This window comes from Microbacterium phyllosphaerae (assembly GCF_017876435.1).
Classification (GTDB): domain Bacteria; phylum Actinomycetota; class Actinomycetes; order Actinomycetales; family Microbacteriaceae; genus Microbacterium; species Microbacterium phyllosphaerae.
On the sequence record NZ_JAGIOA010000001.1, the window covers coordinates 1,709,862 to 1,722,372 of the forward strand.

General features: G+C 67.9%; 12 protein-coding genes. 3 read left to right on the forward strand and 9 right to left on the reverse strand.

All coding sequences use genetic code 11. From position 1 onward, the window contains the following. Window positions 1-8 precede the first annotated feature (8 nt). Window positions 9-215, reverse strand: a complete 207-nt coding sequence (locus JOF42_RS07910; protein WP_210097365.1) for an AsnC family protein — start codon at window positions 213-215, stop codon at window positions 9-11. A 93-nt stretch (window positions 216-308) separates the two neighbouring features. On the opposite strand from JOF42_RS07910, the gene JOF42_RS07915 reads away from it, so the two are divergent. Continuing rightward, on the forward strand, window positions 309-1,340 hold the full coding sequence (locus JOF42_RS07915) for a S66 family peptidase (RefSeq protein ID WP_210097366.1): 1,032 nt from the start codon (window positions 309-311) through the stop codon (window positions 1,338-1,340). A gap of 76 nt (window positions 1,341-1,416) precedes the next feature. Here JOF42_RS07915 and JOF42_RS07920 read toward each other — a convergent pair whose 3' ends face one another. Further along, the gene (locus tag JOF42_RS07920; RefSeq protein ID WP_210097367.1) at window positions 1,417-2,877 is read right to left on the reverse strand and encodes an MFS transporter; all 1,461 of its coding nucleotides are present in this window, start codon (window positions 2,875-2,877) and stop codon (window positions 1,417-1,419) included. Between the two features lie 149 nt (window positions 2,878-3,026). Between JOF42_RS07920 and JOF42_RS07925 the strand changes: the two genes are divergently transcribed. Next, window positions 3,027-3,524, forward strand: a complete 498-nt coding sequence (locus JOF42_RS07925) for a metallophosphoesterase family protein (protein ID WP_210097368.1) — start codon at window positions 3,027-3,029, stop codon at window positions 3,522-3,524. A 23-nt stretch (window positions 3,525-3,547) separates the two neighbouring features. Here the strand turns inward: JOF42_RS07925 and JOF42_RS07930 are convergent, their stop codons facing one another. The 5 genes from JOF42_RS07930 to JOF42_RS07950 form a co-directional block, all read right to left on the reverse strand. Continuing rightward, window positions 3,548-3,913, reverse strand: coding sequence for an HNH endonuclease (locus JOF42_RS07930; protein WP_210097369.1), 366 nt, complete (start codon window positions 3,911-3,913; stop codon window positions 3,548-3,550). A gap of 37 nt (window positions 3,914-3,950) precedes the next feature. Beyond that, window positions 3,951-5,702, reverse strand: coding sequence for a glycoside hydrolase family 35 protein (locus JOF42_RS07935; protein ID WP_210097370.1), 1,752 nt, complete (start codon window positions 5,700-5,702; stop codon window positions 3,951-3,953). 65 nt (window positions 5,703-5,767) lie between these two features. Next, window positions 5,768-7,129 carry an ABC transporter substrate-binding protein gene (locus tag JOF42_RS07940; RefSeq protein WP_210097371.1) on the reverse strand — a complete coding sequence of 454 codons (1,362 nt, stop codon included), beginning with the start codon at window positions 7,127-7,129 and terminating at the stop codon, window positions 5,768-5,770. Window positions 7,130-7,197: 68 nt separating this feature from the next. Continuing rightward, entirely contained in the window at window positions 7,198-8,088 is an 891-nt protein-coding gene (locus tag JOF42_RS07945; protein WP_372443550.1) for a carbohydrate ABC transporter permease, read from the reverse strand. 1 nt (window position 8,089) lies between these two features. After that, entirely contained in the window at window positions 8,090-9,007 is a 918-nt protein-coding gene (locus JOF42_RS07950; RefSeq protein WP_210097372.1) for a carbohydrate ABC transporter permease, read from the reverse strand. A 160-nt stretch (window positions 9,008-9,167) separates the two neighbouring features. Here JOF42_RS07950 and JOF42_RS07955 point away from each other — a divergent pair, with 160 nt between their 5' ends. Further along, window positions 9,168-10,151, forward strand: coding sequence for a LacI family DNA-binding transcriptional regulator (locus JOF42_RS07955; protein ID WP_210099126.1), 984 nt, complete (start codon window positions 9,168-9,170; stop codon window positions 10,149-10,151). A gap of 15 nt (window positions 10,152-10,166) precedes the next feature. On the opposite strand, the gene JOF42_RS07960 is transcribed toward JOF42_RS07955, so the two are convergent. Then, window positions 10,167-11,795 (reverse strand): MFS transporter, encoded by a 1,629-nt coding sequence (locus JOF42_RS07960; RefSeq protein ID WP_210097373.1) that lies wholly within the window; start codon window positions 11,793-11,795, stop codon window positions 10,167-10,169. After that, on the reverse strand, window positions 11,792-12,511 hold the full coding sequence (locus JOF42_RS07965; protein ID WP_210097374.1) for an ion channel: 720 nt from the start codon (window positions 12,509-12,511) through the stop codon (window positions 11,792-11,794). The genes JOF42_RS07960 and JOF42_RS07965 overlap by 4 nt, the downstream gene beginning before the upstream one ends.

A 12,511-nucleotide genomic window follows, 5' to 3' on the forward strand; every position in this document is an offset into this window, starting at 1 on the left:
TATGCGCCTCAGCGCTTGCCGAACCGGCGGTGCGCGGCCTGCTTCGTCACGCCGAGTGCGCTCGCGATCGCCTGCCACGAGTACCCGAGGTTGCGCGCGCGGCGCACCTGGGCCTCCTCGGAGCGGGCGAGCTCGGTGCGGAGCGCCGCGAGGCGGTGGAGCTCGGAGAGCGGTTCGCCTCCGTTGGCTTGTGCCAGAGCTGTCTCGATCGTCATGATGGGCCTCCGGCGTCAATCATTGTTGACTCGTCGGGTTTTGTCAATTCATGTTGACGCGCGCTGCCGCGTTCGCGGTGCGAGACTGGGCGGATGCTGGCTGCACCGAAACCCAAGCCCGGCGACAGAGTCGCCGTTCTGTCACCCGCGTTCGCGGCGCCCGCCGTCGCGCCGGCGATCCACGCGCAGGCGATGCGAAGGCTCCAGGACCTCACGGGGCTGATCCCCGTCGAGTATCCGACGACGCGTCAGCTCGATGCGAGCCCCGAGGCCCGCGCCGCCGACGTGAACGCGGCCTTCGCCGACCCCGGTATCCGCGCGATCCTCGCGACGATCGGCGGCGACGATCAGATCCTCGTCGTGCCCCACCTCGACGCCGCGCTCGCCCAGGCCGATCCCAAGCCCTTCCTCGGCTACAGCGACAACACGAACATCCTCAACTGGCTCTGGCAGCACGGCGTCACCGGGTACTACGGCGGGTCCACCGCCGTGCATCTCGGCCCCGGCCCCGCGGTCGACGACGTGCACCTGCGGTCGCTGCGCGCTGCGCTGCTCGACGGCGGCACGGTCGAGATCACGGAACCCGGCGAGTCGGAAGACAACGGAAGACGCTGGGAAGATCCCCTTGCGCTCACCGAGTACGGCGATCGCACCCCGACCGAGGAGTGGTCCTGGTCGGGTCCGGACGTACGCGTCGAGGGGCGCACATGGGGCGGATGCCTCGAGTCCATCGACGCGCTCGCCCTCGCCGACCGGCTGCCCACCACATATGACCTGCGGGGCCGCATCCTGCTGCTCGAGACGAGCGAGGAGCGTCCGCCCGCGAGCTGGGTCGGTCGGTGGGTGCGCGGGCTCGGAGAGCGCGGCATCCTCGATGCCGTCGCGGGTGTCGTCGTCGCGCGTCCGCCCGTGAGCGACTTCGAGTTCCTGCCGTCGCGCGAAGAAGCCGATGCCCTTCGCGCGGCGCAGCGCGACGTCGTGGTCGAGACGGTGTCGCGCTACAACCCGGATGCCGTGGTGTGCGTCGGAGTGCCCTTCGGCCATACGCGACCCCAGTGGATCCTGCCGTACGGCGGCACGATGACCCTCGACGGGGCCGCGCGTACGGTCACCGCCTCGTACTGAGCTCTACGGCCCACCCCGAGCACGCGAAAGGGCGGCACCCCCGAGGAGGTGCCGCCCTTTCGCATGAGGCGACGTGTCAGAGTTCGACGGCCGCCGCGACTCCGAGGTCCTCCTCGTAGTCGTTGTCCTTCGTCTCCTTGGAGAGGAGCAGCGCGATGAACGTCAGCACTCCCATCGCCGACAGGTAGAGACCGACGAGCCACGGGGCGCCGTCGCCGAGTTCCCAGAGCCACAGGGCGATGAGCGGGGCCACGGCCGCGCCGAGGATCGACGAGACGTTGTACGAGATCGCGGAGCCCGTGTAGCGGACGTTCGTCGGGAAGAGCTCCGGAAGCAGCGCGCCCATCGGGCCGAACGTCGCCCCCATGAGCATGAAGCCGAACACGAGGAACGCCTGCGCGAGCGCGCCGGTGAACTTCGGGTCCATCGCGGGGAGCAGGAAGGCGTTGAACGTGAAGCCGAACACGATGATGAGCCCGGTGACCCACAGGAGCAGCTTGCGGCGACCGATCGAATCGGCGATCGGCCCGGAGAGCAGGGTGAAGATGCCGAAGAACACCACGCCGACGATCTGCATCAGCACGAAGTCGGTGTAGGCGAACCCGAGGCCCGGATAGAACTGCGCGGCGAACGCCGACGCATCGAAGTCCTTGCCCGTCGCCTCGGCGGCGGCCTGCGCGGCGGCGGACGCCGTCTCGAGGGTGGCCGGCTTCGTACCGTACGCGAGGGTGAAGTTCGTCATCAGGTAGAAGAGCACGTAGGTGGCCAGCATGATGAACGTGCCGAGGATGAGCTGCTTCCAGTGATGACGGAAGACCGTCGCCAGCGGCAGCTTGCGGATCGCGCCCTTCTTCTCGGCCTTCTTGAACGTGTCGGACTCGACGAGCTTCAGTCGCACCCACAGCCCGATGATGACCATCACGGCCGAGAACAGGAACGGGATCCGCCAGCCCCACGACAGGAACGCCTCGGACTTGAGCGCCGGGTTCTCGGCGTGCGGCAGCAGCCAGTTGATCCCGAGGAAGAGGAAGTTGGCGATGATGAAGCCGAGCGGTGCACCCAGCTGCGGGAACGTGCCGTACCAGGCGCGCTTGCCCTTGGGCGCGTTCTCGGTGGCCACCAGCGCGGCCCCCGACCACTCGCCGCCGAGCGCGAAGCCCTGAGCCAGACGCAGCAGCAGGAGGAACAGCGCGGCCCACCAGCCGATCTGCTGGAACGTGGGGAGCAGGCCGATCACGAACGTGGCGATGCCCATCGTCAGCAGGGAGGCGACGAGCGTCGCCTTGCGTCCGAACTTGTCGCCGAAGTGGCCGAAGACGACCGCACCGATCGGGCGAGCGACCATCGCGGCGCCGAACACGGCGAACGACGACAGCAGTGACGTGGTGTCGTTTCCGGTGGGGAAGAAAAGCACCGGGAAGACGAGGACGGCCGCGGTCGCGTACGCGTAGAAGTCGTAGAACTCGATCGTGGTGCCGACGAGGCTCGCCGTGATGACGCGCGAGCGCGGATTCGCGGGCGCTGTGGTCGTACTCATACTGCTCCTTAGATCTGCGGCCCGGTATACCAAGGCACCGAGAGATCTTACGCCTTCCTGAGCGTTTGCTGTGTGCGTGTGACGACGGCGAGGGCGGCGTGCGTAGAGTCGGACCCGACTCCGAACGCCCATCCGAGACGGGGAAGACAGTGACGACGAGCCTGCTGCTGATCGCAGACACCCATGTGCCCGCCCGTGCCCGACGCCTGCCAGACTCGGTGCTCCGGGCCATCGACGAGGCGGACATCGTCGTGCACGCGGGTGACTGGATCGACGTCGCGACCCTGGATCTGCTCGAGTCACGAGCGCGAATGCTCGTAGGGGTCTACGGCAACAACGACGGCCCACCGCTGCGCGACCGCCTCCCGGAGATCGCGAGGTTCACGGTCGAAGAGGTCGACGTGGCAGTCGTGCACGAGACCGGGCAGAAGCAGCGGCGCGAGGAACGCATGGACGCGGACTTCGCCGGCGTGGATCTGCTGGTCTTCGGGCACTCGCACATCCCCTGGGACACGGTCGCGCCCTCAGGGATGCGCCTGCTCAACCCGGGATCACCGACCGATCGCCGCCGTCAGCCGGTGTGCACGATGATGACGGTCGCGATCGACGGCTCGCGGATCGACGCCGCACTGGTGCCGATCGCCTGACTCGCGAGGATCACGAGCGCGCGTCACTCCGCCTCGCGCAGGGCGGCGAGGATCTCGGCGTAGCGGGCGAGGAAGGCGCGCTCATCCAGGCGCTTGCGTCGGAGCCACGACGTGACCTCGTCGTTGCGCTTGCTCGCGTTGCACGATCCGCACGCGGGCACCACGTTCTCGACGGTGTAGCGACCGCCGCGGGAGATCGGCATCACGCAGTCGCGTTGCAGGGCGAGGTCGACGGCTCCGCAATATGCGCAGCCTCCCCAGGCGCCCTGCAGCCACGCCCACTGCTCCGAGGTGAGGTCGTTGTCCACCCGCGCCAGACGACCCTGACGTCGCTTCGCATAGCGGGCGCGCGCAGCGGGCGTGGGGGTGGAGAACCTTCGGCGCGGCACAGAGACACGGTACTGGGCGGATGCCCGTGCCTGCGCGCTATTCCTCTGTGTCGCCGAGAGCGAGTGCCGAGACGAAATCGGCGGTGGGGTCGAGCAGGTGCTCGAGCTCGAGCACCACGAGGCGGTTCGTCCCCGCGGAGGTCGCGGGCGCAGGCACGAAGAGCGTGCGCTGTGGGCCGTTGCGCCAGTACCGCCCGAGGAAGAACCCGTTGACGAAGGCGTAGCCCTTGCTCCACGACGCGGTGTCGAGGAAGAGGTTCGCAGGGGAGTCGAGGTCGAAGTCGGCCACCCATGCCGACGGGCCGGCCGGCCCACCGGATGCATCCGCGGGTCCGAGCACGGACCGCGCCGCGATCTCGGCCGCGATCTCCGCGACGTCCAACGGTGTCGAGTGCCACCCGGTCAGCGGAACGCCGTCGAGCGTCGGCGACCCGATGAGACCCTTCTCCTCGCCGAGACGGTGGTCGTAGTTCACCCTGCCCTGCTCCTCGACGAGGATGCTGAGGGTGCGCCCGGCCGGGATGCGCAGCACCCGGTCGTGGCGTGTGCGGGAGAGTGTTCCGACCCGCTGGCCGTCGACGCTCACCCAGCCGAGGTCGCGTACTTCGTCGAGCACGAGCTCGCCGCCCTGGCCGTCGGGCAAATCGACGTCGTAGCGGACGAGAGCGCTCAGGTGCTCGAGCTCATCGAACGTCGCCGGGGCGTCGGTGGCGGGCGCGCTCGCCGCGGCATCCGTCCAGGAACCTGCGGGGGCGAGCGGCACCGAGAACGCGGGCGAGGGCACGGCGGATTCCGGACGCTCGTCGGGCACGGGTGCGTACTTGGCGATCACGTCGCGGAAAGCGAAGAACTTCGCGGTCGGGTCGCCGGCTTCGTCGAGCGGAGCGTCGTAGTCGTACGAGGTGACGATCGGCAGGTATCGGCCCTTGTGGTTCGCGCCGTTCGTGAGGCCGAAGTTGGTGCCGCCGTGGAACATGTAGATGTTCACCGAGGCTCCGGCCGCGAGGAGCTCGTCGAGGTCGGCTGCCGCGGCATCCACGTCTGTGGTGTGATGCACGCCGCCCCACCAGTCGAACCATCCGTCCCAGAACTCCGAGCACATCAGCGGGCCGGTGGGCTGGTGGGTGCGCAGCGTGGCGAGGCGTTCGGCGCTGCGCGAGCCGAAGGATCCGGTCTTGTGCAGCTCGGGCAGGCTGCCGTCGGCGAGCATCTGGTCGGTCGGCTGGTCGACGGTGGTGAGGGGGACGGTGATGCCCGACTCACGGGTCAAGGCGACGAGCGCTTCGAGGTAGGCCTTGTCGGAGCCGTAGGCCCCGTACTCGTTCTCGATCTGCACGAGCACGACCGAGCCTCCGCGGTCGATCTGCCGCGGGGCGACGATCTCGTAGACGCGGCGCAGGTACTCGCTCACATCGGCGAGAAAGCTGGGTTCAGAAGACCGGAGCTCCCGCTCGCCGGCGGTGAGCCAGTTCGGAAGGCCGCCGTTGTGCCACTCGGCGCAGATGTAGGGGCCGGGGCGGACGATCGCATCCATGCCCTCGGCCTGGATCAGATCGAGGAAGCGTCCGAGGTCGTTCCACCCGGTGGCGTCCCATTCACCGCGCCGCGGCTCGTGGGCGTTCCAGGCGACGTAGGTCTCGATCGTGTTGAGTCCCATCAGACGGGCCTTGCGGATGCGGTCCTGCCACTGGTCCGGGTGGATGCGGAAGTAGTGGAGGGCTCCGGCGATCACCCGGTGGGGGCGCCCTGCGCGGAGGAAGTCTGTCTCGCCGATGGAGAAGGAGGTCACGATGAGGTGCTTTCGATGGGGAGGGCCGGACGGGGAGAGCATCCCCGTCCGGCCCGGACGTGCGATTACTTGTTGACGGCGAAGCCCTGCGAGTTGCCGTACTCGACCAGCGCGTCCTGCCAGGTCACCAGCCCCTCGTTCAGGTCGGTGCCGTTCTGGTACGACTGGCCCACGGTGTCACCGAAGATGCTGTTGCCGTAGACCTGGTAGGGCAGGTAGCTCCAGCCCTCGACGACGTCGTCGGCCGCAGCCGCGAGGACCTCGTTGATCTTCTGGCCGCCGAAGTACTCGGGTGCGTCGGCGAGGAACTCCTCGCTCGAGAGCTCGGCGGTGGTCGACGGGAATCCGCCCGACTCGAGGAAGGTCGAGATGCTGTCCTCGGAGTTGTTCAGCCACCACAGGAATCCGGCTGCGAGCTCCGGGTTCTTGCTCTGCGTGGTCACGGCCTGGCCGCCGCCGCCGTTCTCGGCGGTCGCCGGGGTACCGTCGTAGGTCGGCATCGGCGCGACACGCCAGTCACCGGCTCCGTCGGGGGCTCCGGTGATCAGGTTTCCGGGCATCCAGGCGCCGATCACGAGGGTCGCGAGGCTGCCGTCGCCGAGGGCGCGGAACCACTCGTCGCTCCAGCTGCCGTAGGGCGCGAGCAGGTCCTCCTCGACGAGGCGGTTCCAGTTCTCGGTCCACTTCTTGGAGCCGTCGTCCTGCAGGTCGATCGTGACGTCGGTGCCCGAGGTGGCGAACGGCTTGCCGCCGGCCTGCCAGATCATCGACGTCGCGAAGCCGGCGTCGCCGGTGTCGTTGGTGATGTAGGCGTTGGGGTTCGCGGCGTGGATCGCCTTGGCGGCCTCGTAGTACTCGTCCCACGTGGTCGGCACGGCGACACCGGCGGCGTCGAACACGGCCTTGTTGTAGAAGAGGGCCATGGGGCCCGAGTCCTGCGGCAGGCCGTAGATCGCATCGCCGTCGGTGACGGAGTTCCACGTCGAGGCGGTGTAGTCGTCTTCGAAGTCGGCGAAACCGTACTGCGAGAGGTCCACGAACGCGTCGGTCAGCGCGAACTGCGGGAACGCGTAGTACTCGATCTGCACGACGTCGGGGGCGCCGGAGCCGGCCTTGATCGCGTTCTGGAGCTTGGTGTACTCCTCGTTGTTGGTGCCCGCGTTGACCACGTTCACCGTGACGTTCGGGTACTCCTTCTCGAAGGCGGCGACCTGCGCCTCGGCGGAGGGGGTCCACGACCAGTACGTGATCTCGCCGCCCTTCTCGAGAGCCGCTTCGACCGAGTCGAACGAGCCGTCGCCGGCGGCGGAGCCGGAGCCCGAGCCTGCGTCGCCGGTGCTGCAACCGGCCAGCGCCAGCGCTGCCACGGTGCCGGCCGCGAGCACGGCGAGGGCGCGCCGTGCAGCGGGGGAGGGAAGGTGCTTCATTGCTGTGTCCTTTCGGGGGTGCGGTCCAGCGTCGGACCGACGTGTGCGGTGCAGAGGGATGCCGGGAGCTACTGCTTGACGCTTCCGGCGGTGAGACCTGACTGCCAGAAGCGCTGCAGCAGCAGGAAGGCGATGACGATCGGGATGATCGTGAGCAGCGAGCCCATGATCACGAGGTTGTAGATCGGCTGGGACCCCGCGCCGATCGCCTGCGAACTCCACTGGTTGAGACCGACGGTGAGCGGGTACCACGCGGGGTCCGAGAGCATGATCAGCGGCAGGAAGTAGTTGTTCCAGGTCGCGACGACGGTGAACAGCGCGACGGTCACGATGCCGGGAGCGAGCAGACGCATCGAGATCGTGAAGAACGTGCGGAACTCGCCGGCGCCGTCGATGCGGGCGGCTTCGAGCAGCTCGGTCGGCACGGATTCGGAGGCGAAGACCCAGATCAGGTACAGGCCGAACGGGCTGATCAGCGACGGGATGATCACGGCCCACGGCGTGTTCGTGAGGCCGAGCTCGCTGAAGAGCAGGAAGGTCGGCACCGCGAGGGCGGTGCCGGGGACGGCGACCGCGCCGAGGACGACGGCGAACACCGCGGGGCGACCGGGGAAGCGGTACTTCGCCAGGCCGTAGCCGGCCATGGTCGCCAGGAGCGTCGCTCCTCCGGCGCCCACCACGACGTAGAGCAGCGTGTTGCCGAGCCAGCGGAGGAAGATGCCGTCCTGGTACGAGAACGTGGCGACGAGGTTGTCGAAGAACGCGAAGTCGTCGGAGAACCACAGGCCGAACGAGCTGAAGAGTCCTGACTGCGTCTTGGTCGAGCTGAACAGCAGCCAGACGAGCGGCACGAGCGTGTACAGCGCGTACGCGACCATCACGATCAGCAGCGTCTTGGACTTGCGCGGGTTCATCAGGTCGTGGCGCTTCGGCGTGGAGCGGGCGAGGGGGAGTGCCATGTCAGCGCACCTCAGACTTCGAGCCGCGCAGCTGCACGACGTAGGCGATGACCGCGGTGATGACGCCCATGATGATGGCGATCGTCGCGGCGTAGTTGAACTGCTGTCCGGCGAACGAGAGGTTGTACGCGTACATGTTGGGGGTGAAGTACGTCGTGATCACGTTCGGGGCCAGGGGGCGCAGGATGTTGGGCTCGTTGAAGAGCTGGAAGCTGCCGATGATCGAGAAGATCGTGGCGATCACGAGAGCACCGCGGACGTTGGGGATCTTGATCGAGAAGATCGTGCGCCACGCTCCGGCGCCGTCGAGGGATGCCGCCTCGTACATGTCGGTCGGGATGGTCTTCAGCGAGGAGTAGAAGATCAGCATGTTGTAGCCGACGAACTGCCACGTGACGATGTTGCCGATCGAGATCAGGATCCACTCACGGGCGAACGGGGTGATGAGGTCGCTGCCGAGGAAGTCGTTGAGGTTCGACGTCAGACCGAACTGGTCGCCGTAGATGTAACCCCACATGAGCACGGCGACGACGGCCGGCACGGCGTACGGCAGGAAGATCAGGATGCGGAAGAAGGATGCTCCGCGCAGCCGTGCGCTGTCGAGGGCGAGAGCTGCGGCGAGGGCGAGGACGAGCATGATCGGCACCTGCACCACGAGGAACAGGACGACGCGGCCGAACGCCTCCCAGAACTGCGAGTCCGTGAGCGCGCGCACATAGTTGTCGAAGCCCACGAACGCGGTGCCGCCGATGAGCTTCTCCTGGAAGAAGCTCAGGTAGAGCGCGTACGCGAGGGGTGTGAGGAACACCAGTGCGAAGACGACCATGAACGGGCCCACGAAGGCCCATCCCTTCCAGTCGCGCTTCTCGCGCCGGCGGATGCCGTGGCCCGCAAGTACTGCGGAATCTTGAGTCGTCATTGACGAGAACCTTCTTAGAGATCGAGCGCTCACCGCGCCGTGTGTCAACGTCAACATATGCGATGCGCTGGTAGTGTGTCAACGTCAACATATGAATGGATGGTTGATCGTGACCTCGGAGCAGTCGGCAGAGCCGCCGCAGCGGCGCAGAGACCCCTCGATGGAGGACGTCGCGCGCGAAGCGGGCGTCTCGGGCCAGACCGTCTCCCGTGTCGTCAATGCCCGCGGCTACGTCGGCGCCGCGACCAGAGTGCGCGTCGAAGACGCCATGCAGCGGCTCGGCTACCGGCCCAACAGTGCTGCTCGAGCCCTGCGATCGGGGCGTTTCCGCGCCATCGGCGTGATCATGTTCTCCTTCAGCTCGTACGGCAACCAGCGCACCCTCGACGCGATCGCCGTGCGTGCCTCGCAGATGGGATACGCGCTCACCTTGATCCCCGTCGAGTCGAGCGCCCGCGACACGGTGGCCGGAGCCTTCCGCCGACTCGAAGAGCACGCCGTCGACGGGATCATCATCGTGATCGAGGCTCATCAGCTCGACGAGGCCGAGGTCGAGATCCCCGACGGGCTGCCCGTCGTGCTCGTCGACTCGAATCGCGGCGACGCGCATCCGTTCGTCGACACCGATCAGGCCCAGGGGGCCCGACTCGCGACCGAGCACCTGCTCGACCTCGGGCACCGGACGGTGTGGCACATCGCCGGCCCCGCGAAGTCTTATTCGGCGGAGCGGCGACGCGAGTCCTGGCAGCAGACGCTCGAGTCACGCGGAGTCGCGGCTCCCGAACCGCTGCAGGGCGACTGGTCGGCCGAGTCCGGCTACCGGGCGGGTCTCCGGCTGCGAGACGACGCCACCGTCACGGCCGTCTTCGCGGCGAACGACCAGATGGCGATCGGCGTCGTCCGGGCCTTCCGCGAGGCAGGTCGCGACATCCCGGGAGACGTCAGTGTCGTCGGCTTCGACGGTCTGCCGGACGCGGCGCAGCTCTGGCCCCCGCTCACCACCGTGCAGCAGCACCCCGAGCGCGTCGGCGCGCTGGCCGTGGATGCACTGCTCGCCGAACTCGACGGGGGAGAGCGCGCCCAGACGCCCCTCGTCGGTACCGAGCTCGTGGTGCGCGAGAGCACGGCATCCCCTCGCCGCTGACCTCGGGCTGACGGATCAGGTCCTCTCCGGCTCGCTCGCGCCGGCGCCCGTTCGCCGGCGGATCATGGCCTCTGCCGGGATGCCACGTGAGAACAGGATCGACAGCAGGCTGATCACGATCAGGCCGACGAATGCCACGCGCAGCGACGACAGCTGCGATTCGCGATAGATCCCCGCGAGTTCGGTCGCCTCGGTATCGGTGAGACCGGCGGCCTCGCCGATGCCGACCACGTCGGCTGCCGGCACCACGGTGACGCCGCGATCGGTCGCCGCGCTCACGGTCGTGCGCACCTCGGAGGGAAGATCGCTGGCGGCCACGCCGGACGCGAACGACGTCGACAGTGCTCCGATCAGCAGCGAGCCGATGAGCGCGGTGCCGAGCGAGGAGCCGAGGTTCTGGAAGACTCCCTGCAGCCCGCCGGCTTCGCTCGTGTCCTTCTCGCTCACACTCGACATGTTCACGTTGCCCAGCTGTGAGGCCAGAAGCCCCAGGGCGCTACCCGTCAGGAACATGCCGATGCCGAACAGCACGCCGCGCAGGTCTTCCGTGATCGAGCCGAGCAGCAGCACCGCGCTGAGCACGAGGATCGACTGGCCGACGCGCACGATGCGTCGAGGCGACCATCGCCGTGACAGCGCCGTCCCCACGATCGAGAACAGCACCAGGGCGACGGAGAGCGGGAAGATCTTGATGCCTGTCTCGAGCGCGTCCAGACCGAGCGTCATCTGCAGGTACACCGGCACCATGAAGAAGAGTCCGGCGGTCACCGTGTACTGCGCGCCGAGCACCGAGAGGCCGCTGCGCAGAGTGGTGATCGAGAACAGGTCCGGCTGCATCAGAGGGGATCGCCCGTCGCGCAGGAGACGGCGCTGCCATCGGATGAACAGCGTGATCAGCGTCGCGCCGAGGCCGATGCACCATGCGGTCAGCGAGACTCCGAGGGGAGCGACCGGAACACCCGCGATCTCGGGAGCGTGCAGGGGGATCACCCACCCCCATGTCTTGCTCTGCAACATCCCGAACACGATCAGCACGAGTCCTGCCGACGACAGCAGGACGCTGCCGATGTCGATGCGGATCATCTGCCGCGGGGTGGAGTCGGTGATGATCCGCGCGCAGAGCACGACGATGAGCATGATCACCACCTCGGCGACGAAGACGAAGCGCCAGCTGGAGTAGGTGGTGACCGCGCCGCCGATCAGGGGTCCTGCGGCGACGGCCGCGCCCGAGACCGCGCCGATGACGGCGAACGCCGTCACTCTCTCCCGCCCCTGGTAGTTGTCGGCCACGAGGGCGGCGATGGCGGGGATCACCAGAACCGCGCCGAGGCCCTCGATGATGGACCAGCCGAGGAACAGGAATCCGACCGAGGGGCTCACCGCCGTGATCAGGGACCCGAGTGCGTACACGCACGAGCCGATCACGAACGCTCGGCGGCGGCCCCATACGTCGCCGAGCTTGGCACCGAACAGCATGAAGGCGGCCATCGTCAGGGTGTAGAAGGTGATGGCCGCCTGCATCGCGGCCACCGAGGTGTCGAGGTCGGTCACGACCGTCGAGATCGACACGTTCATGACGGTGCCGTCGAGCACCATCACGAACTGGGCGGCGCCCAGCACGAACACCACGTTCCATCTCTTCATGACTGCCCTCCTGGCGAGGATCCGGCGGCGAGGTGGGGGCCCGGGGTCTTCGCCTCCTCATAGGCGGGCCGCCGGGAGCCGCGCATGATCCGAGCCACGGCGGTGATCAGGAAGAGCTGTCCGGTGATCGCCTCGGCGACGGCGATCCCCTGCACACCCGGAGACACCGGAACGATGTTGCCGTAACCCGTGGTGGTGAGCGTCGTGAACGAGAAGAAGAGCTGGCTCGAGAGCGAGTCGACCGTCTGGTCGCCGAACGTCGGCGCGACCGTCACCAGCGCCACGAGGTTGTATACCTGCGTGAAGAACATGCCGACGAGCACGTACGCGGCGATCGCGGCGAGCAGCGCCTCGACGTCCAGTCCTCGCCGGTGCACCTGGTGACGGATGATCGCCACCGGTGCGAGCAGGAAGGCGAGCGCGGATGCCGCAGACAGGGCGATGTCGAGCACATCGCCGCGCAAGCCGAGCAACGTGACCACCAGGGTGGCGGCGGCCGCGATCGACAGGATGACCCACGCCGTGTGCTGCACCCTCTGATGCGCCTCGGTCACCCACAGCACGACGGCGACGGTCACGAGCTGCACGATGAGCGCCCACGGGCTGGGATCCGTCGTTCCCTGCGCCGCGCACAGTGCATACGCGACGATGAGCAGTGCGATCACCAGCCAGTACCCGGAGCGTCGATCCCAGACGGCGGTGACGACGTCGCGCAT

Bases quoted from the DNA above. Each gene is read 5' to 3' on its own strand.
- JOF42_RS07910 (WP_210097365.1), bottom strand. From the start codon at position 215: ATGACGATCGAGACAGCTCTGGCACAAGCCAACGGAGGCGAACCGCTC.
- JOF42_RS07915 (WP_210097366.1), top strand. From the start codon at position 309: ATGCTGGCTGCACCGAAACCCAAGCCCGGCGACAGAGTCGCCGTTCTG.
- JOF42_RS07920 (WP_210097367.1), bottom strand. From the start codon at position 2,877: ATGAGTACGACCACAGCGCCCGCGAATCCGCGCTCGCGCGTCATCACG.
- JOF42_RS07940 (WP_210097371.1), bottom strand. From the start codon at position 7,129: ATGAAGCACCTTCCCTCCCCCGCTGCACGGCGCGCCCTCGCCGTGCTC.
- JOF42_RS07945 (WP_372443550.1), bottom strand. From the start codon at position 8,088: ATGGCACTCCCCCTCGCCCGCTCCACGCCGAAGCGCCACGACCTGATG.
- JOF42_RS07950 (WP_210097372.1), bottom strand. From the start codon at position 9,007: ATGACGACTCAAGATTCCGCAGTACTTGCGGGCCACGGCATCCGCCGG.
- JOF42_RS07955 (WP_210099126.1), top strand. From the start codon at position 9,168: ATGGAGGACGTCGCGCGCGAAGCGGGCGTCTCGGGCCAGACCGTCTCC.
- JOF42_RS07960 (WP_210097373.1), bottom strand. From the start codon at position 11,795: ATGAAGAGATGGAACGTGGTGTTCGTGCTGGGCGCCGCCCAGTTCGTG.
- JOF42_RS07965 (WP_210097374.1), bottom strand. From the start codon at position 12,511: ATGCGCGACGTCGTCACCGCCGTCTGGGATCGACGCTCCGGGTACTGG.